The following is a 19,933-nucleotide window of genomic DNA, read 5'->3' as shown; positions in this document are numbered from 1 at the left end:
TAGACATGATACCCTTCCGCTATCATTTGATTTCACTGGCTGCCATATTTGTCGCACTTGGGGTAGGTATCTTGTTAGGAGGGACGGCAGGCCATTCATGGATAACGCAAGGAACAAAAGGCATTCTTTCCAATATGGAAGCAAAGTACGATCGCGCTCTCAAAAGCAACCATGAATTAAGACAGCAAATGAATCGATTGCTCAAGGAAGTTGCTCGCAGCAACCAAGAAGTCGTCCAACTCATGAGCGTACGCTATGTGGATGAACTTGCAGGAAGCAAGCTGTATGTTTGGCAGGAGGATGGCAACGTTGCTGAACAGATTAAGCAACTGATGCATTCAGTAGGCATGGAAGTGGTTTCATATCGCGAGGGAAACAGTTGGGAAGATGGGGTGCTTTTGGTTGTAGCTAGGCAAGCCCCGCTATGGCTACGGGAAAAACGAGTGAATTCCTGGATACAGGTCGTAGAAGTGCCTGACTCTCCTGCAAAACAATGGGCACTTTTGGAGCAAGTGCAAAATAGATTGCCTGAGAGGAAGGGCTCGCGTGAAAAAAGTTAGCGTTGTCATCCCAGCGTTCAACGAACAGGCTTCCATTGGTGAAACACTCCGTGCCATCCGTGAACGCTTTTTTTGTGATGAACTAATCGTCGTTGATGATGGCAGCAAAGATGAGACGGCACACATCGCAAGCAAGTGGGCCGATATGGTGATTCGAGCGCCGCGCAATCAAGGGAAAGGTGCAGCTGTTCAACTGGGCTGGAAGTGCGCTAGTGGGGATGTGATCATGCTTCTAGACGGTGATTTGCGAGACAGCGCAGCAGAAGCCGCACATTTGCTAACGCCGGTGCTACAAGATGTCTGTGATATGGCGATAGCTGTTCTTCCACCTCCGCAAGTGAAAGCAGGTTTCGGATTAGCAAAAGGCTTGGCTCATCAAGGCATCCGGGTGTTGACCGGTTTTGAAGCAAAAGCCCCTTTGTCGGGACAACGGGCAATACGTCGCGAGCTTCTTAACCGATTGGGCAGTCAGGATAAAGGATTTGGTATAGAGGTGGGTCTCACTGTCGATGCCTTGCGGGCAGGGTATCGTGTAGCAGAGGTCCCTGTCTTTTTTTCGCATCGTGAAACGAAAAACGATTGGGCAGGCTTTTGTCATCGCGGGAAAGAGTTTGTCGCGATTAGCCGAACGCTATGCTGGAAATGGTGGGAGGGGCAGGAGTGGAAACGAAAATCATGATGCTCATGATGCTCGTCGCGGTCGTTATTCCGCTGATGCTTGACCGTCCGCTGTATAAAATCGGCATACAAAAGCTCAAAGCCCTGGGGATGAATCGATTCAATTATGATGGAGAGTCAGTACTGACAGCGGGGGGGCTCATCCTCGTATGTACGAGTGCTACAACCGGGATAGTGCTGATCGGACTACTTTTGCTCAGAGGGGCCAAAAGCGAGCTTCTCCTGAACGGATTTTTATTTCTAACAGGTATGATCGCAATGGCCTTTTGGGGATGGCGTGATGATCGCGCATCAGATCGGGATGCAAAAGGGTTTCGTGGACATTTCGGTGTGTTTTGGAGAGAGAGGCGAATGACCAGTGGCATGTGGAAGCTGATAGGTGGGACAAGCACGGCTTTTTGTCTTTCCTTCACTCTTTCGAACTCGTTAGGGGCCGGTATTGTTTCCTTTGGTCTACTTGCACTCTCGCCCAATATCGTTAACTTGTTTGATTTGCGGCCAGCACGGGCGATCAAAGTGTTTTGGTGCCTGACTGTACTGGCAGGAGCTTTTGGTATATGGACATTAGGAGCCAGTGCGGCGATGGCAAACTGGATTTTTTTGATCCCTGTTTTCATGGTAAGCATGCTCATGTTTCCCCATGATGCTAGCGGCAAAATCATGCTCGGAGATACAGGGTCGAATACCTTGGGTTTTGCAGTAGGCTTTTCCTTTGTCATCGGGACATCGATTTATGTACAGACGATTATGCTCGTGCTTTTCCTGTGTCTTCAGGTTGCGGCAGAATTTTGCTCGTTTTCCCGCGTCATCGAACAGGTCGGCTGGCTCCGTCGACTCGATCAATGGGGGAGAGTTACAGAAGCTGAAAATAAAAAAAACCAGACTGGCTCGTCCGGTCTGGTCTAGTCCTCGTCATCAGGTTCAGGAACCATGAAACGGGGCTGTACGCGATTTTTTTTGCGTTCGTGGTGGAGAATAAATCCGGCGATAAACCATACAGGGATGGCGAAAGCCAGTATACCTAGAATGAGTTTTCCCCATAAAAATCCAACATCCGGAGAGGCAGAGTAGAAGAATGCGTCACGGATTAACTTGATTCCGTACATGGCGATTGCCGCCGGAATTACCATAATTAAGAGTGCAATGATTTTCTGAAATACCAAGGGTTTTTCACCCCTTTCTCCAAGGCGTAAACGAACTACAACTTCTACAGTACGGTCTTTTCATCATATCGGATGCGAACAGCCTTGTCCACCGTACCTGTTGCACACGAACGAGCGCACGTTAGGGAAGAACGCCTGTCCATCAACGGTTTGTTGGAGTACAATGGTAACGAGTAAGATCGTAAAGAGGTTGTTCAAAAAGTGAGGGGTCTCTCGCATGCACAAGCTGCTCATCGTTGGTGCGGGACGTGGTGGAACAGCACTCCTGCGGATGCTAAACCAGATGGACCGATTACAAGTCGTTGCTGTTGTCGATCAACGGCCAGACGCCCCAGGCATACTACTGGCCCAATCATTGGGGATTCGCGTCGATCACGATTATCGGCCTTATTTGGATGAGGATCTGGATGTCATTTTAGAAGCTACAGGGGACCTGGGGGAGTATGAGCATCTCAGGCAATTAAAGAAAGATAAGACAGTGCTCATCCCAGGAACGTTTACGAGAATCGTCATGAAATTGATTCGGGAACGCGATAAGCTGATTGCGGTCTTGATGCAAAATCAGCGGGAGCGGGAAACGATGTTGAACTCTACGCATGACGCGATTATCGGGGTCAATCGCCAAGGAGTTATTACGTTGTTCAACAAAGCCGCAGAGCGATTGATGGGCATCGAGGCGAGTGAAGTGCTGGATACAAAAGTTTCGGAGCGTATACCGAACACTCGGTTACATATTGTATTAAAGACAGGCTCTCCCGAATTGAATCAGGAGCAGGTTTTGCCGAATCAGACGCGGATTATTACAAACCGTGTGCCTGTTCGCAATGATCGAGGAGAAGTTGTCGGAGCTGTTGCCATTTTCCGTGATATTACAGAAATCATGGCGTTGGCAGAAGAAGTGACGAACTTGAAAGATTTGCAGAGCATGCTGCAAGCGATTATTCAATCATCGGACGAAGCAATATCAGTCGTTGACCAATACGGGAATGGACTTTTGATCAACCCGGCCTACACGAGGCTTACGGGTTTTTCGCAAGACGACATTATCGGGAAACCAGCGACGGTAGATATTTCTGAAGGCGATAGCATGCACATGCAAGTCTTGAAAACGAAGAAGGCAGTGAGAGGCGCCCCCATGAAATTGGGACCAAAGCGCAAGGACGTCGTGGTCAATGTTGCACCTGTTCTGGTCGATGGGGAGCTGAAAGGCAGCGTGGGCGTCATTCACGATGTCTCCGAATTCAAGCGCCTGTCAGAAGAGCTGGAGAAAGCTCGTCGTATCATCCGCAATCTGGAGGCAAAATATAGCTTTGCAGACATTATCGGCTATAGCGAGTCCATGCAGCAAGCGATCGAGCAAGCCAAAAAAGCGGCGTCAACACCAGCAACGGTCCTTCTCCGTGGGGAATCGGGAACGGGGAAAGAACTGTTTGCCCACGCCATACATAACGCAAGTGAACGAAAATACAACCAATTTATCCGGGTCAATTGTGCAGCGATCTCAGAGAGCCTGCTGGAGAGTGAGCTTTTCGGTTACGAAGAAGGTGCGTTTACAGGTGCGCGTCGAGGAGGCAAGCGGGGGCTGTTTGAGGAGGCCAGCGGTGGAACAATCTTTTTGGACGAGATCGGCGAACTGTCCATGAGCATGCAGGTCATGCTTTTGCGCGTCCTGCAGGAGCGAGAGGTCGTGCGAGTCGGTGGAACGAAGCCGATCAACATCGATGTTCGCGTCATTGCGGCTACTCATGTGAATCTGGAGGCTGCGATCGGAGCGGGACGTTTCCGTGAAGACCTGTACTATCGTCTCCACGTCGTGCCGATTCATATCCCTCCACTCAGACAGCGTTTGGAAGATATTAAACCGATTACTATGCACCTGCTACGAAAAGCCAATGTGGAGTACGGTAGAAATGTAGAAGAGTTGCATGAAGAAACATTGCAGATGCTTCTGTCCTATCACTGGCCAGGAAATGTACGCGAGCTAGAAAATGTATTGGGCAGGGCGATGATTCATATGCGGATCAACGAGCGAATCATTATGCCGGAACATTTACCCCCACTGGAAAGAAGAATCGTTTCGACCAAAAAGGAAGAGACCCAGCATGAGGGTTCCACTGGTACCACGTTAAAAGAAGCGGTGGAAAAGGCAGAACGTCAGCACATATTGCGGGAACTGGCAGCAGCCAAAGGCAATCGCACCCTTGCAGCAAAACGCCTCGGAATCGCGATTCGCAGTTTGTACTACAAGATGGAAAAATTGGGCATCATGGATGTGCAGGAAGAGTAACGAAGTGACTGTGCAAAATATTGCACGCAAATCTTTGCGCGTATATGCAAAAAAATGCAGACTTGACGTCGGGATACTCATTCCACGTTCTTGTAAATAAAGCGCTTTCATGAGTTTGATTTTATTGGCATGACTTTTGCATATACCTCTTGACGGGAAATTCTCCAAATGGAGCCCACTGTTACGCCAGCTTACTTAAGCGGAAAACGAAAGATACTAGGGAGGTTTCTTCAGTGAACATCTTTGACTACATGCAAAAGTACGATTACGAGCAATTGGTATTTTGCCAAGACGAAAATTCCGGTTTGAAAGCAATCATTTGCATTCATGATACGACATTAGGACCAGCACTCGGCGGTACGCGCATGTGGCCGTATAAAACAGAAGAAGAGGCGATTGTGGACGTACTCCGTCTCGGTCGTGGGATGACTTACAAAAACGCTGCAGCTGGACTGAACATCGGTGGTGGTAAAGCAGTCATCATCGGTGATCCGCGCGAGCATAAGAGCGAAGAGCTGTTCCGTGCTTTCGGTCGCTATATTCAAGGGCTGAATGGCCGTTACATCACAGCTGAGGATGTAGGCACAACGGTAGCAGACATGGATATGATCCACTTGGAAACAGATTTCGTCACAGGTGTTTCTCCAGCATTCGGTTCCAGTGGCAACCCATCCCCTGTCACAGCTTACGGTGTCTACCGCGGAATGAAAGCTTCTGCTAAATTGGCGTTTGGTTCCGACTCTCTCTCCGGACGAGTGATTGCTGTACAAGGTGTAGGAAACGTAGCGTACAACCTGTGCCGCCATCTGCATGAAGAAGGCGCGCATTTGATCGTAACGGACATCAATCAAGAAAACGTAGATCGCGCAGTGAACGATTTCGGTGCGAAAGCAGTAGGCGTTAACGAGATCTTTGGCGTAGAGTGCGATATCTTCTCTCCTTGCGCATTGGGTGCAATCATCAACGATGACACCATTCCACTCTTCAAAGCAAAAGTGATTGCAGGGGCAGCTAACAACCAGCTAAAAGAAGAGAGACACGGCGACCAAATTCACGAGTTGGGTATGATCTACGCGCCTGACTACGTGATCAATGCTGGTGGTGTAATCAATGTGGCAGATGAGCTGCAAGGCTACAACCGCGAGCGTGCACTGAAAAAAGTAGAAACAATCTATGACAGCATCCTGAAAATTTACGAAATCGCTGAACGTGATGGCATGGCTTCCTACAAAGCTGCTGACCGCATGGCGGAAGAGCGCATTGCAAGTGTTGCAAGATCACGTAATACTTTCCTGCAAAACGGCAAGACTGTTTACAAGCGCTAATCTCGTTTCTTCTATAAAGTTCATACTCCTGTCCGCTCTTCTATGGAGGGCGGTCAGGAATACATAAACGTTTTTCTTTGAATATTCATATTCTCGTAAATACGCAGGTTAGCTTTCCGAATGAAAGGAGAGATCGTGGTGTCTCAAGAGTTTGATCTAGTCGTCCTCGGGGGAGGTACCGGCGGTTATGTAGCGGCAATCCGCGCTTCCCAGTTGGGAATGAAGGTAGCAATCGTGGAAAAAGAAAAGCTCGGTGGTACTTGCTTACACCGTGGTTGCATCCCATCTAAAGCGCTATTGCGCAGTGCAGAAGTATTCTCCACCCTGAAGGAAGCTGACAAATACGGAGTCTCGGCAGGTACTGTAGGCTATGACTTCACAAAAATACAAGAGCGAAAGCAAGGCATTATCGACCAACTTCACAAAGGGATTCAATACTTGATGAAAAAAGGCAGCATTACTGTCTTTGAAGGCTTTGGAAGAGTCATGGGGCCTTCCATTTTTTCTCCGCAGGCAGGTGCTGTGCGCATTGAAAAGGAAAACGGGGATCAAGAAATGATCGTTCCACGGTTCCTTTTGCTGGCAACAGGTTCTCGTCCACGCACACTTCCAGGTTTGGTCATCGACGGATCTTATGTGGTAACAAGCGATGAAGCGTTGCAGTGGGAGCAATTGCCTGCTTCAGTTGTCATCGTTGGTGGCGGTGTCATCGGGATTGAGTGGGCTTCCATGCTCAATGATTTCGGTGTGGAAGTAACTGTTGTGGAGTACGCCGACCGTATTTTGCCGCTTGAGGATGAAGAAGTGAGCAAGGAATTGGCTCGTCTTTTGAAAAAGCGGAAAGTCAACATCGTAACGGGAGCAAAGGTGCTGCCTGAATCGTTGGAAAAAGGGGAAGGCAAAGTATCTATTCAGGCGGAAGTCAAGGATGGGGTCCAAACCTTCGAAGCCGAAAAGGTACTCGTATCAGTAGGACGCCAAGCGAATGTAGAAAACATCGGCTTGGAAGCAACCGAAATCAAAGTCGAGCGTGGCGTAGTCGTGGTTAATGAATTTTTCCAGACCGCAGAGTCTCATATTTATGCGATTGGTGACGTTATTGGCGGTCTGCAATTGGCGCATGTTGCTTCGCATGAAGGAATACTTGCGGTAGAGCACATGGCTAGACTAAACCCGCACCCGATGGATTACACCAAGGTTCCGAAATGTACGTATAGCCGACCTGAAGTCGCAAATGTCGGACTCACTGAAAAAGAAGCAAAAGAACAAGGCTACGATGTGAAAATCGGCAAGTTCAGCTTTAAGCCATTAGGTAAAGCACTGATCCACGGTGAGAATGACGGCTTTGTGAAGTTGGTCGTTGATGCCAAGACCAATGATTTGTTAGGGGTTCACATGATCGGTACACATGTGACAGATATGATTTCTGAAGCGGGCTTGGCTCGTGTACTGGATGCGACTCCGTGGGAGATCGGTCAGACGATTCACCCGCATCCATCCTTATCAGAAGCAATCATGGAGGCAGCGCAGGCTGTCGACGGAAAAGCGATACACAATTAGCAAGGAGGGAATGTAACGATGACAACCAAGCGACATGAGCAAGTGGGATTGACCGATGCGCAAGTCCTTGACATGTATTATTACATGCTATTGGCCAGAAAAATTGACGAGCGCCAATGGCTGTTGAATCGTGCGGGCAAAGTACCGTTCGTGATTTCCTGCCAGGGTCAGGAAGCAGCTCAGGTGGGGGCAGCTTTTGCGATGGAAAAAGACAGGGATTTCTTGTGCCCGTACTATCGCGATCTTGGTTTAGTGCTAGTCTTTGGTCAAACAGCCCGTGATTGCATGCTATCCGCATTTGCAAAGGCAGAAGATCCGAATAGCGGTGGAAGACAGATGCCAGGTCACTTCGGTGGCAAAAAGTACAATATTTTGACGGGCTCAAGCCCTGTTACTACCCAAGTGCCGCACGCAGTGGGTATGGCTTTGGCAGGTAGAATGAAGCAAAAAGATTTTGTTGTGTATGCATCGTTCGGCGAAGGTTCCAGCAACCAGGGTGACTTCCACGAAGGTGCCAACTTTGCGGGTGTCCACAAGCTCCCGGTTATCTTTTTCTGCGAAAACAACAAATACGCGATCTCTGTACCACTGAAAAAGCAGTTGGCTTGTGAAAGTGTAGCAGACCGTGCGATCGGTTATGGTTTCCCAGGAGTCAGTGTAGACGGAAACGACCCAATTGAAGTATATCGTGTCATGAAAGAAGCGGTTGAACGTGCTCGCAGTGGTCAAGGGCCAACGCTGATCGAGGCCGTTATGTATCGCCTTGTTCCGCACTCCAGCGACGATGACGACCGTGTGTATCGGACGAGAGAAGAAGTGGAAGAAGCGAAGAAAAAGGACCCGCTGATTGTTTTCGCTGAGTATTTAAGAGAGATCGGACTCTTGGATGAACCTAAGGAAGCAGATATGCTTGCTCGCGTACAGCTAGAAGTAGATGAAGCCACTGAATATGCAGAAAACGCGCCATATCCAACACCAGAATCGACTATGACATACGTATACGGGGAATAAGGGGGGATCTTTTATGGCAGTCATTTCTTTTATTGATGCAATTACAATGGCGATGCGTGAAGAAATGCGTCGCGATTCCAATGTGTTTATCCTCGGGGAAGACGTTGGCGTACGCGGTGGGGTTTTCCGTGCGACAAACGGGTTGATTGAAGAGTTTGGCGAGGACCGCGTGATTGATACGCCACTGGCCGAATCCGCTATTGTCGGTGTAGGGATTGGTGCGGCAGCTTACGGTATGCGTCCAATCGCGGAGATCCAGTTTGCGGACTTCATCATGCCAGCTGTGAACCAAATTGTCAGTGAGGCGGCGAAAATGCGCTATCGTTCGAACAACGACTGGCATTGTCCGATCACGATTCGTGCCCCATTCGGCGGCGGGGTTCACGGTGCACTGTACCACTCGCAATCTGTGGAAGCGATGTTCACAAACACCCCTGGTTTGAAAGTAGTGGCACCTTCGACCCCTTACGATGCAAAAGGTCTTCTGAAAGCTGCAATCCGCGATGAAGATCCGGTGCTCTTTTTCGAGCACAAGCGTTGCTATCGTTTGATCAAAGGCGAAGTGCCTGAGGACGACTATGTGCTGCCGATTGGCAAAGCGGACGTCAAGCGAGAGGGTACAGACATCACGGTCATCTCCTACGGCTTGACTCTGCACTTCGCACTGCAAGCTGCGGAAAAGCTCGCACAAGAAGGCATCAGCGCGCATGTTCTCGATTTGCGCACACTGTATCCGTTGGACAAAGAAGCGATTGTAGAAGCGGCTTCGAAGACAGGCAAAGTATTGATCGTACACGAGGACAACAAAGAAGGCGGCGTTGGCGGTGAGGTAGCTGCCATTGTAGCGGAGCATTGCCTGTTCGATTTGGATGCACCGATTAAACGGCTTTGCGGTCCAGATGTACCGGCTATGCCATACAGCCCGCCGATGGAAAAATACTTTATGCTGAACCCGGAAAAAGTATTGGAAGCAATGCGCGAGCTGGCCAACTTTTAAGGCGAGGAGGACCAAGGATCATGGCAACGAAAGTACTTATGCCCCAGCTCGGAGAGAGCGTGACCGAGGGCACTATCAGCAAATGGTTGGTCAATGTAGGCGACACGGTCAAGAAATACGACTCGCTGGCTGAAGTGACGACGGATAAAGTAAACGCAGAGGTTCCTTCTACCGTTTCAGGACGCGTTACTGAGATCGTCGTGCCAGAAGGTGAGACGGTTGCTGTCGGCACATTGATCCTATATATAGAAGAAAGTGGTGCGGAAGGTGGAGCTGCAGCGCCTGCTAGCACGACGGAAACTACGGCTCCACAAGCACCTGCAACCGAGCAGCCAAAGGCAGCTACGCCGGCTGTATCCATTCAGCAAGCACCAGTCGTCGATGGACCAAAACAACGTTATTCACCTGCTGTTGTCATGCTATCACAGCAACATGGCATTGAGTTGTCCCGCGTTGTAGGGACTGGGGCAGGCGGTCGTATTACTCGCAAAGATGTCCAAGCGATTATCGACGCGGGCGGCCAAAAACCAGCTGAGACTGTGAAAGAAACGATCGCACAGGCTCCCGTGGCAGCAGTCGAACAAACTACTGTCGTTTCAACACCTGCTCCGGCAGCTTCAACTCCTGCTGTTTCTGTAGATATTCCGGTTGCAACCGGTGATCAAGTTGTACCTGTAACGTCTATTCGTCGTACGATTGCAAACCGGATGGTACAGAGCAAGCATGAAGCTCCACATGCTTGGACGATGGTCGAAGTAGACGTGACTAATCTCGTTAACTTCCGCAATCAGGCAAAAGGCGAATTTGCGAAAAAAGAAGGACTCAACCTCACGTTCCTGCCGTTCTTTATCAAAGCGGTCGTGGAAGCGTTGAAAGAGTACCCGATGATCAATTCGACATGGGCACATGACAAAATCATTGTGAAAAAGGACATCAACATCTCCATCGCAGTAGCCACGGAAGAGGCTCTCTATGTTCCTGTCATCAAGCATGCTGACCAAAAATCCATTCTTGGCATTGCTAAGGCAGTCGATGATCTGGCAGCACGCACCCGTGCAGGGAAATTGACGATGGATGATATGACAGGCGGGACCTTTACGGTTAACAACACAGGCTCCTTTGGCTCTGTTTTGTCCCAGCCGATTATCAATGCTCCGCAAGCTGCGATTCTTAGTGTCGAGTCCATTGTGAAACGCCCTGTCGTCATTAACGACATGATCGCAGTGCGTTCGATGGTCAATCTGTGCATGTCCTTGGATCATCGCGTGCTGGATGGTCTGATTTGTGGACGATTCCTGCAGAGCGTGAAGCAAAAGCTTGAGAATGTAGGACCGGATACCAAGCTGTATTAGGGTGTCGAAAAACCAGGTCAAGTAAAGACCTGGTTTTTTTGATAAAAGAATTTCAAAAAAATTTTCCAAATCGATCATTACGTATGTAACTTTTTCCGAGACATCTTCGTCTTACCAATTGGAGCCAGTAAGTCTCATAAATGATCTAGAAGAGATTCCCACCAGATAGCATTTGTGGTAGACTGGTAGCGTCCTGCTAGAGAGATTTTCCAGATTAACGGTAAATATGGGAGGAAAAACATGGAGAAAAGTAAAAAAGCACTACCAATAGTGCTGGCATCAGCGCTGGCCGCTACACCTTTTGTTGCAGTACCACAAGCATATGCTATTGAAAAATTGGATGTATCAGCTGACAACGATGGTGCCGGGAAAGAAAGTGACTATGATATTAAATTCACGCTAGAAGAAGACCTGTCGAGCGGAGATACCATCACGGTTGAATTCGACGGTGATTTCGATGTGGATGATAAAATCAGTAAGAAAGATATTGACGGTATAGATGTCAAAAAAGTTGAAGTGGATGACAATGAAGTAATTATCACGGTGGATGAGGATTTTGAAGAAGGAAATAAAATCTCGTTTACCATTAAAAGCGGGATCACAAATCCTGATGATAAGGGTACATATGATGTAAGCGTAGAAACCGAAAATGAGAGCTCTGACACAGACGAAGTTGAGATCAAAAAAAGCAGCTCCAGCAGCGGTAGCAAGTCCAAAAACGATTACAGCGTTACGCTGAGCAGCAAAGCAGCAGGCGAAAAAGTAAGCCTCAAACTCGGCAAAATTTCTCTGAAAGGTAGCGATGAGCTGGAGACGAACTCCACCATTACCGTCACTTTCCCAGAGAAAGGTATGTTGCCTTCGAGCATTGATGAAGACGATGTAAAAGTAAACGGTACTACAGCGAAATCCGTCAGTATTAGCGGTAGCTCAGTAGACATCAAGATTCCGAGTGGCGCAGACTCAGATGATTACATCACGCTGGAATTTGACAAATCTGCTGGCATTGAAAATCCTAGCTCTGGCGACAAATATGTTTTCAAAGTGAAATACGATGGTACGACATATGAGTCAGATGAATTCGAAATTACGAAAAACGGTTCCAGCAATAGCAGCGCTTCCGACAGCTTTACGGTAAATCTGTCTGATCCAGGTGTAGGAGCTCGCACTAGCTACACCTTTGATGCTGACTTCGGCAGCAAAGAGTTGAAAGAAGATGGAGAACTGATTCTTGAGTTCCCGTCCTCTGATATGGTACCGGGCATTGTGACAGCATCTGACTTCTTGCTCAATGGAAAATCAGCGAGGAAAGCAACTGCAATCGGGAACAGAATTGCCTTGGTTGCACCAACTGGCTTCAAAGCGACTAGCAAAGTGAAGGTTGAAGTTACTTACGGAGCGTGGATTTCGAATCCAAAAACAGCAGGAAGCTACACGTTGAAGGCTACTGTTTCCGGAAGAACTTTGGAATCCAAGTCCTTCAGCATCGGTGGTTCTTCGGTGAACCCGACGCCAACCAACCCAACTAACCCAACCAACCCGACAGTACCTGTACCAAATACAACTACGAACAATAGCACCGCAACCATCGCATTGACACAAAATGCACTTGGTAAGCAAACGGGTGTAAATGTGGCAATCAAGGGATTGGGTGTTGGTTTGCAAAAGCAACGCGATTTCATTGAGATCGTATTCCCGGTAGGCTACAAGGTACCGGCTTACATCGCGCCAGCTAACATCTCTGTGAATGGTGTAGGAGCGAATTTCGTTGCGGTTCGTGGACAAAACGTTCTGATTTATCCGTCTCAGGATGTTCCTGCGGCAACGAACGCTAATATCGTGATCAATCCAGCGGCGAACATCGTAAACCCTGCTGTGAAAAACACATATAGCATCAGCGTATTTACTTCCGAAGAAAGAGGCTTGCTGTTTGCTCGTGCTGTTGGTGTAGGTATGGCTTCCCCGGCTCAACAAAAGCCTGTAACGCCAACGCCACAACAGCCGCAACAACCATCGACAGCTATTCCAGCAAACTCGGCTTCCTTTAAAGTAAATGCAGCAAACTTCAGCCTGCATGGCAAAACGTATCCGCTCTCTGTAGCTCCTTACATTGATGGAAATACGACCATGGTTCCAGCCCAATTCTTTAAAGAAGCACTGGCACTGACTACGCAATGGAACAATACAAGTGTTGCTGTTATCAGTGGAACCAAAGTTGTGAAGTTTACAGTTGGGTCGAAAACAGCAAAAGTAGGCAAAACGGAAATCCAACTGCCAACACCTGTTGTCCTCAAAAACGGCATGCCAATGATTCCAATCCGTACCGTTACGGATAATCTTGGTTACAAAGTTGGCTGGGATGCGAAAACTTCCAGCGTATACGTTTATAAATAAAAACGAGCTGGTACAAATGAAAAACCCCTTTCCGCATTTCGGTCGGAAAGGGGTTTTCATTGTTTATCGTCACTCGTTTATTGAAAGTAAAAAAACGTGGGAACGATGAGTGAGAGTATTAGAATACCGATCAGGATTTTTGCAAAGAGCGATTGGTGTCTCATTCTAATCAAACCTCCTTTCAAGGTAGAGGAAATTATCAGGTGATTCTGTAAGTGGCTGTGCTAGAATGAAGAAAAGGATATCATTGGCTTTCTTTTTTCGCCCATGCTGAAATTGTACCGAAATGTAGCCAATGAGACAACCACTTACAAAAGGATGATGATTCGTGAGCGCACCGAAAAAAATTGCCCATATCGGCATTGCGGTAAAAAGCTTGGAAAAGACGCTTCCCTTTTATACCGAGCAATTGGGATTGGAGTTGGTTGGAACCGAAATCGTAGAGAGCGAACAAGTACAAGTGGCATTTTTAAAGATCGGGGAAAGTCATATTGAATTACTAGAACCGTTGAGTGATGAGAGTCCGATAGCAAAATTTATGGAAAAACGTGGAGAAGGCATTCATCACATTGCTTTTGATGTAGATGACGTTACGGGTCGTCTAGCCACATTAAAAGAGCAAGGTGTACCTCTTATTCACGAGGTCCCAAAAGCGGGTGCACACGATGCGTTGATTGGATTTTTGCATCCGAAGGCAGCGAATGGCGTTTTGTATGAGCTATGCCAATATCCGAAAGAATCATAGGCGTTTACGTAGTAGAAAAAATTTTTTTGCGGTATACTGGAACTTGTGAATATGTACCAAAATCGGGCAGTACGATCAGGAGGTAACGAGTGTGAGTACGATCAACCAAGAGCGTTTGTTAAATGAATTTTTAGAGCTCGTCCAAATTGACAGTGAAACGAAGAACGAAGCAGAGATCAACAAGGTGCTCAAAGAAAAACTGATTGCGATGGGCTTTACCGTAGAAGAGGATGACGCAGCAGCGAAAACCGGACACGGTGCCAACAATCTGATCGCAACCTTGGAGGGAACTGGAAAAGGTCCAGTTATCTTGTTTAGCAGTCATATGGATACGGTTGTACCAGGAAACGGAATCAAGCCACAAATTCGCGATGGCTACATTTATTCCGATGGAACGACGATCCTCGGTGCGGATGACAAAGCAGGAATCGCAGCGATCTTTGAAGGCATTCGCAGCATGAAAGAGCAAAACTTGCCACATCCAACGATCCAAGTCGTATTGACAGTGGGAGAAGAGTCAGGACTTGTAGGCTCCCGCGCAATGGATTCTAGTCTGCTGAAAGCAGAAATGGGCTTCATCCTCGATTCGGAAGGTCCAGTTGGAAAAATTACAGTAGCTGGTGCTGGACAATATCGCATCGTAACCAAAATCCACGGCAAAGCAGCGCATGCAGGTGTGAATCCAGAGGATGGCATCAGTGCTATATCGGTCGCTAGTAAAGCAATTTCCCGTATGCCACTGGGTCGTATCGATGCGGACACAACTGCAAACATCGGTCGTTTTGAAGGCGGAAAAGCGTACAATATCGTAACGGATTATGTGGAAATTTGGTCCGAGGCTCGCAGCTTGGTTATGGACAAGCTGGAAGCGCAAGTGAAGAAAATGACGACAGCATTTGAAGAAGTGGCAGCCGAGATGGGTGCGACTTGCGAAAATGACGTTATTTTTATGTACCATGGCTACAAATTCAACGAAGAAACGCCTGTTGTACAAAAAGCGATTGCAGCAGTTAAACGTGTAGACCGCAATCCTGAGCTGGTTGCAAGCGGCGGCGGAAGCGACGGTAACGTATTTAACGGCTACAACGTGCCAAGCGTAAACTTTGCCATCGGCTATGAAGAAATCCATACGAAAAACGAGCGTATGCCAATCGCTGAACTGAACAAAGCGGCAGAGCTGGTGCTTGCTGTTATTGCAGAAGTACAAGAGTAACCAAAGAGGGTCGGAATCTCCATGCGAGGGGTTCCGGCCTTTTTGATCGTTCGCTTACTCGTTTGCATGATTGAGACAACCACTGTTTATCATAGACTGAATAGAAAGCTCGGGGACGAGGCAGGGCTGAAAGGGGGAAGCTGAGTGCTCCGTTTGGCGGTGGGGACGGTCCAAAAAGTTCTGGAAAAGCAACCAGGGATGCAGATACTCGAAGTCCGGACAGAATCGGTTGCTGGATACAAAATGGAGAGAGTATTGTCTTTTTTGCAGGAGGATTATAAAAGTGGCGATTTACTTTTGATCAATACAACCGCTGTTCGACTTGAATTGGGGACAGGCGGATATCATTTTGTCGTAGGAAAGGTTACTCAATTAGAGGAAACCGATGTCCTTCCGAATGAGTGGGGGCATGTCATGAAAATGCGCTATTCGCCATGGCAGCTCGCGGTTGATTCGGTAGAAGAACAGACCAGCCCGTACCACCCTTTGTTTGTGCAAGAAGATTTATCCTTGGAAGGTACCCCTGTTTTGATTGGCGAACTGCACAGTCTTCTGCCTGTTGCAGTCCTTGCTTTGCATAAAAAAAATCCAAATGCCCGTATCGTATATGTCATGCCAGACGGCGCATCTTTGCCGATTGCCTTGAGCCAGCACGTCCATCAATTAAAAGCAACTGGGAGCTTGGCTGCGACAGTGACGACAGGTCATGCGTGGGGCGGAGATCGCGAGTCTTTGACGATTCATAGTGGCTTGCTGGCAGCACGCCATGTAGAGCATGCTGATATCATTGTTTGTATGCTGGGACCAGGGGTAGCAGGTACGGGTACACCTTATGGCTTCTCGGGAATTCAGTTAGCTGAGGTCATTCATGCCGTATCCACTCTCGGAGGAACGCCCTTTTTTATTCCCAGAATCAGCTTTGGAGACCCACGTACCAGGCATTACGGTGTCAGTCATCATACTGTATCGATAGTAAACAGATTTGCTCTCTGTCCTGCTCTGGTTACAATCCCGATTTTCGAGGATGAAAGAGATGAAGTCCTTTCACGGCAAATGAAAACAATAGAAGTTGCGGGGAAGCATATTTTCATAAAGGGAAAAGTCCCGGACCAGTCAGAGCTGGCAGCACTGGAAAAGGGGTATGGCTTGTCCTTTTCTACGATGGGTCGAAATTGGCAAGAGGACCCTGCACCTTTTCAGACGGCATGGATGGCTGCCGACTTTGTGGCAAACAGTCTGGACTACATCGTCCACACCGTTAACGGCGCCCCGCATTCGCCCGCTTCATTAAGTAATCTTGAAGCGTTAGGTCTTTATTTGACCAGGAACGAAGTGCAGCCTTGATCTCCCAAGCTTTCCCGACCATACGCAATTGCTTTTCGCTAACATATGTTTTCATACATGATCTCCTCCGATACAATAAGGTGGACAAGCTCTATGCTCCCAACTTATGGAGGGAATCAACGATTTAGAACGACTTTATGAAAAAAGGATGATGACGACAGTGAATAAATATGATCACTTATATGAAAAAACCATTTCAAGTCAACCGATTTATGACGGAAGAATTATTAAGGTCAAGGTGGATGAAGTGCTTCTGCCCAATGGCAACACAGCCAAGCGAGAAATCGTGAATCATCAAGGGGCGGTTGCCGTATTGCCGATCACAGATGATAACAAAATGGTTGTGGTCCGACAGTTCCGCAAGCCGTTGGAGCGTACGATCGTGGAAATCCCAGCAGGAAAGCTGGAGCCAGGGGAAGAGCCGCTTGCATGTGCAATGCGTGAGCTGGAGGAAGAGACGGGTTACGTTGCGAGTCAGTACACACCGCTCAGCTCTTTTTATACATCGCCAGGCTTCGCGGATGAAATATTACATGTTTTTGTGGCCACTGGTTTGAAAAAAGGAGAAAGCAAGCCGGACGAGGATGAGTTCGTAGACGTGCTAGAAGTGACACTGGAAGAGGCGCATGCCCTGCATCAAAGTGGAGAAATTCGTGATGCCAAGACAGTCGTCGCATTGTTTGCTTGGGAAAACAGAATGCTGCGTGAACGTGGCTAGTACCATGCTTACTTCGTATTTTTGCGACATGCATATTCACATCGGTGGTACGTGGACGGGTAAACCTGTGAAAATAACGGCTTCTCGTCAAATGACACTCACCAAAATTTTGGAGGAAGCCTCAAATAAAAAAGGGATGGATGTCATCGGGATTATTGATGCACATTCGCCGGATGTTCAGGATGAGCTGGTAGATCTGTTGGAAAAGGGATTAGCCACTGAACTGGTGGATGGAGGAATTTCCTACAAAGATACCTTGCTAATCTTGGGGTGCGAAGTAGAAATCAAGGAGCCGAGGCGTGGTGCAGCTCATTTTCTCGTTTATCTGCCGAAGCTGCAAGAAATGAAGCAATTTACTGCGTGGCTGTCAGAACGCTGCAAAAATGTGCAGTTAAGTTCTCAGCGTATCTACACAACACTTAGGGAATTACAAGCCTGTGTCGATCAATTGCAGGGCCTCTTGATCCCCGCACATATTTTTACGCCGCATAAAGGGTTGTATGGCAGCTGTACGGATTCGATGGCGGAAGTGCTCGATCCTACGCTCATCTATGCGGTTGAGCTGGGATTGAGTGCGAATACCATGATGGCGGACCGCATATCCGAACTGCATGACAAAACCTTTCTCACCAACTCAGATGCCCATTCTCTGGCGAAGATAGGCCGGGAATATCAAGCGATGTATATGCTAGAGCGCTCCTTCGCAGAGTGGGTGAAAGCAATTAAGCGGATCGGTGGAAGAGGGGTTCATGTGAACTACGGTCTGCATCCCGAGCTTGGCAAGTATCATCAGACGGCATGCCAAGGGTGCCAGTCTTTACTAGCTGCGGATGCCTCAGGCAAATGTCCGGAATGCGGCTTCCAACGAATTGTGCGAGGAGTTGCAGCGCGCATTGATCAGCTGGCGGATGTAGAGGCCGGCCAGCATCCGGTGTTCCGTCCTTCTTATATCGAGCAAATCCCGTTGGAATTCATTCCGGGAATCGGTCCGAAATTACTGGACAAGCTGTATCGATCGTTTGGTACACAGATGAACGTATTACATCGCGTGAACGAAGAAGAGCTCACCCATGTTGTCGGAGAGAAAATCGCTTCGCTTATCGTGCGAGCACGAGAGGGAAAGCTATCAGTCCAAAAAGGAGGCGCCGGTACCTACGGCAAGATCGTCCCGATGTAGGTTGTCATAGGGGAGAACACGTCCGCATAAGTTGTACAGTAATCAGCCAAGCGGGAGGCGACGAAGCGTGCGTTCACGAGTCGGACAAACTATCCAATCCTATGCGAGAGAACATCAGTCACTCTACTGGTTCACGATCGTCCTGTTTACGATGGGCATTATTTTCGGAGCCGTCCTCGTCAATTCACTGCCATTGTCACAGAAGCAGGAGCTGTACGGTTTTCTGCAATATTTTTTCAACAGTCTTGGCAGTGATGGAATCCCTGAGACCAGTGCCCATTTTCAGCAGGCGTTTGGTCATTATGCCAAAACCATAGCGATCATGTGGGTGCTAGGATTATCCATTATTGGGTTGCCTATGATTTTGTTGATGCTCTTTTTAAAAGGAGTCGTGGTTGGTTTCACCGTCGGTTTTTTGGTGAGTCAACTCCAATGGCAAGGCGTAACATTTGCCATGGTGGGTGTACTTCCACAAAATTTATTAGTTGTCCCTGCCCTTTTTATTGTAGGTGTCAGCGGAATTTCGTTTTCTCTTCGACTCATACGAACGAGAGTGCTAAGCAAAAGGGATGTCATCATGCCGCATTTTATGGGCTATACCGTTCTTGTTCTTAGCATGCTGGCGGTATTGACGATTGCAGCCTTGTTTGAAACCTTCATTTCCCCTAGGCTGATGCAGCTTGTACTTAATTAAGAATAATTCTCAGGTAAGAACTTATGCATTTGACTTATTCAATGCCCCTCTACTATAATAGGAACAGGTTTCATGCGAGCGGGGAGGGGCATTAATGTTGGAAGAAAAATTAGAGAAAATTAAGCAGCAGTTGCATTCACAGAACTACAAGCTGACGCCACAGCGTGAAGCCACTGTTCGCGTGTTGTTGGAGAATGAAGAAGATCACTTGAGTGCGGAAGATGTTTACTTGTTGGTGAAGGATAAAGCGCCGGAAATCGGGCTTGCTACCGTATACAGGACATTAGAGCTGTTGAGCGAACTGAAGATCCTTCATAAAATGAATTTTGGCGATGGCGTAGCTCGTTACGATCTTCGTGATGATAATGCTGCCTACCACCATCATCACCTCATATGCCTCAATTGTGGTACGGTAGATGAAATTTTTGAAGATCTGCTTGTCACAGCAGAAGAGAAAGTCAAGAATGTTTACAACTTTTATATTACCGACCACCGATTGACCTTCTACGGGATCTGCAATCGTTGTGTAGATAAAGTAAACGTGGAGGACTTCAAATAAAGTCGACTTCTCTGGGAACGGAGAAGTTTTTCTTTTTTCCTTGGGAGCTTTTGTAATGGCAGACCTATTCCTGTGGAATCCTAAAAGAGGATCGATTCGAATGGAGCAAGGGACAAGTGCATATAAATGAAAGAAAGTCTGTAAGGAGGCTCACGG

At 47.8% G+C, this 19,933-nt stretch carries 18 protein-coding genes; 17 read left to right on the top strand and 1 reads right to left on the bottom strand.

Features of this window, described 5'->3' with window-relative positions; all coding sequences use genetic code 11:
- The first annotated feature begins 5 nt into the window (after nucleotides 1–5).
- Genes HP399_RS18860 through HP399_RS18850 form a run of 3 tightly spaced genes read left to right on the top strand, consistent with a single transcriptional unit; the run spans nucleotide 6 to nucleotide 2,144 of the window.
- Entirely contained in the window at nucleotides 6–560 is a 555-nt protein-coding gene (locus tag HP399_RS18860; RefSeq protein WP_173620191.1) for a copper transporter, read from the top strand.
- Nucleotides 547–1,239: a glycosyltransferase family 2 protein gene (locus HP399_RS18855; RefSeq protein ID WP_173620190.1), complete on the top strand. Its 693-nt coding sequence runs from the start codon at nucleotides 547–549 to the stop codon at nucleotides 1,237–1,239. The genes HP399_RS18860 and HP399_RS18855 overlap by 14 nt, the downstream gene beginning before the upstream one ends.
- A complete protein-coding gene (locus HP399_RS18850; protein WP_228088286.1) occupies nucleotides 1,221–2,144 on the top strand; it encodes a UDP-N-acetylmuramyl pentapeptide phosphotransferase in 924 nt (307 codons plus the stop codon). Before HP399_RS18855 ends, HP399_RS18850 begins: the two co-directional genes overlap by 19 nt.
- On the opposite strand, the gene HP399_RS18845 is transcribed toward HP399_RS18850, so the two are convergent.
- Nucleotides 2,141–2,401 carry a DUF2627 domain-containing protein gene (locus HP399_RS18845; RefSeq protein WP_007720834.1) on the bottom strand — a complete coding sequence of 87 codons (261 nt, stop codon included), beginning with the start codon at nucleotides 2,399–2,401 and terminating at the stop codon, nucleotides 2,141–2,143. The two genes, HP399_RS18850 and HP399_RS18845, sit on opposite strands and share 4 nt — an antisense overlap.
- A 217-nt stretch (nucleotides 2,402–2,618) precedes the next feature.
- On the opposite strand from HP399_RS18845, the gene HP399_RS18840 reads away from it, so the two are divergent.
- From HP399_RS18840 to HP399_RS18770, 14 genes are all read left to right on the top strand, one after another.
- The gene (locus HP399_RS18840) at nucleotides 2,619–4,688 is read left to right on the top strand and encodes a sigma 54-interacting transcriptional regulator (RefSeq protein WP_173620188.1); all 2,070 of its coding nucleotides are present in this window, start codon (nucleotides 2,619–2,621) and stop codon (nucleotides 4,686–4,688) included.
- A 233-nt stretch (nucleotides 4,689–4,921) separates the two neighbouring features.
- Nucleotides 4,922–6,013: a Glu/Leu/Phe/Val dehydrogenase gene (locus tag HP399_RS18835; RefSeq protein WP_173620187.1), complete on the top strand. Its 1,092-nt coding sequence runs from the start codon at nucleotides 4,922–4,924 to the stop codon at nucleotides 6,011–6,013.
- A gap of 138 nt (nucleotides 6,014–6,151) precedes the next feature.
- Nucleotides 6,152–7,573: a dihydrolipoyl dehydrogenase gene (gene lpdA / locus HP399_RS18830; protein WP_173620186.1), complete on the top strand. Its 1,422-nt coding sequence runs from the start codon at nucleotides 6,152–6,154 to the stop codon at nucleotides 7,571–7,573.
- Between the two features lie 18 nt (nucleotides 7,574–7,591).
- Nucleotides 7,592–8,584 (top strand): thiamine pyrophosphate-dependent dehydrogenase E1 component subunit alpha, encoded by a 993-nt coding sequence (locus HP399_RS18825; RefSeq protein ID WP_173620185.1) that lies wholly within the window; start codon nucleotides 7,592–7,594, stop codon nucleotides 8,582–8,584.
- 13 nt (nucleotides 8,585–8,597) lie between these two features.
- Nucleotides 8,598–9,581, top strand: coding sequence for an alpha-ketoacid dehydrogenase subunit beta (locus HP399_RS18820; RefSeq protein ID WP_173620184.1), 984 nt, complete (start codon nucleotides 8,598–8,600; stop codon nucleotides 9,579–9,581).
- A 20-nt stretch (nucleotides 9,582–9,601) separates the two neighbouring features.
- Nucleotides 9,602–10,933, top strand: a complete 1,332-nt coding sequence (locus HP399_RS18815) for a dihydrolipoamide acetyltransferase family protein (protein ID WP_217367810.1) — start codon at nucleotides 9,602–9,604, stop codon at nucleotides 10,931–10,933.
- Between the two features lie 240 nt (nucleotides 10,934–11,173).
- Nucleotides 11,174–13,327: a copper amine oxidase N-terminal domain-containing protein gene (locus HP399_RS18810; RefSeq protein ID WP_173620183.1), complete on the top strand. Its 2,154-nt coding sequence runs from the start codon at nucleotides 11,174–11,176 to the stop codon at nucleotides 13,325–13,327.
- Nucleotides 13,328–13,655: 328 nt separating this feature from the next.
- On the top strand, nucleotides 13,656–14,072 hold the full coding sequence (gene mce, locus HP399_RS18805; RefSeq protein WP_056492626.1) for a methylmalonyl-CoA epimerase: 417 nt from the start codon (nucleotides 13,656–13,658) through the stop codon (nucleotides 14,070–14,072).
- 91 nt (nucleotides 14,073–14,163) lie between these two features.
- Complete coding sequence (locus HP399_RS18800) at nucleotides 14,164–15,285, top strand: M20/M25/M40 family metallo-hydrolase (RefSeq protein ID WP_173620182.1); 1,122 nt, start codon at nucleotides 14,164–14,166, stop codon at nucleotides 15,283–15,285.
- A 144-nt stretch (nucleotides 15,286–15,429) separates the two neighbouring features.
- Nucleotides 15,430–16,629 carry a DUF3866 family protein gene (locus HP399_RS18795; RefSeq protein ID WP_173620181.1) on the top strand — a complete coding sequence of 400 codons (1,200 nt, stop codon included), beginning with the start codon at nucleotides 15,430–15,432 and terminating at the stop codon, nucleotides 16,627–16,629.
- A gap of 160 nt (nucleotides 16,630–16,789) precedes the next feature.
- Nucleotides 16,790–17,347, top strand: coding sequence for an NUDIX domain-containing protein (locus tag HP399_RS18785; protein WP_173620180.1), 558 nt, complete (start codon nucleotides 16,790–16,792; stop codon nucleotides 17,345–17,347).
- Between the two features lie 4 nt (nucleotides 17,348–17,351).
- Nucleotides 17,352–18,524: an endonuclease Q family protein gene (locus HP399_RS18780; RefSeq protein ID WP_173620344.1), complete on the top strand. Its 1,173-nt coding sequence runs from the start codon at nucleotides 17,352–17,354 to the stop codon at nucleotides 18,522–18,524.
- 67 nt (nucleotides 18,525–18,591) lie between these two features.
- On the top strand, nucleotides 18,592–19,218 hold the full coding sequence (gene spoIIM / locus HP399_RS18775) for a stage II sporulation protein M (RefSeq protein ID WP_016739960.1): 627 nt from the start codon (nucleotides 18,592–18,594) through the stop codon (nucleotides 19,216–19,218).
- 94 nt (nucleotides 19,219–19,312) lie between these two features.
- Nucleotides 19,313–19,777, top strand: coding sequence for a ferric iron uptake transcriptional regulator (locus tag HP399_RS18770; protein ID WP_007720739.1), 465 nt, complete (start codon nucleotides 19,313–19,315; stop codon nucleotides 19,775–19,777).
- Nucleotides 19,778–19,933 lie beyond the last annotated feature (156 nt).

It is taken from the genome of Brevibacillus sp. DP1.3A, from assembly GCF_013284245.2.
Taxonomy (GTDB): domain Bacteria; phylum Bacillota; class Bacilli; order Brevibacillales; family Brevibacillaceae; genus Brevibacillus.
This window is presented reverse-complemented; position numbering and strand designations above follow the sequence as displayed.

Excerpts from the sequence above, each read along its gene's own strand:
- HP399_RS18780 (WP_173620344.1), top strand. The coding sequence starts at position 17,352 with ATGCTTACTTCGTATTTTTGCGACATGCATATTCACATCGGTGGTACG.
- HP399_RS18770 (WP_007720739.1), top strand. The coding sequence starts at position 19,313 with ATGTTGGAAGAAAAATTAGAGAAAATTAAGCAGCAGTTGCATTCACAG.
- HP399_RS18860 (WP_173620191.1), top strand. The coding sequence starts at position 6 with ATGATACCCTTCCGCTATCATTTGATTTCACTGGCTGCCATATTTGTC.
- HP399_RS18825 (WP_173620185.1), top strand. The coding sequence starts at position 7,592 with ATGACAACCAAGCGACATGAGCAAGTGGGATTGACCGATGCGCAAGTC.
- HP399_RS18840 (WP_173620188.1), top strand. The coding sequence starts at position 2,619 with ATGCACAAGCTGCTCATCGTTGGTGCGGGACGTGGTGGAACAGCACTC.
- HP399_RS18815 (WP_217367810.1), top strand. The coding sequence starts at position 9,602 with ATGGCAACGAAAGTACTTATGCCCCAGCTCGGAGAGAGCGTGACCGAG.
- HP399_RS18820 (WP_173620184.1), top strand. The coding sequence starts at position 8,598 with ATGGCAGTCATTTCTTTTATTGATGCAATTACAATGGCGATGCGTGAA.
- HP399_RS18810 (WP_173620183.1), top strand. The coding sequence starts at position 11,174 with ATGGAGAAAAGTAAAAAAGCACTACCAATAGTGCTGGCATCAGCGCTG.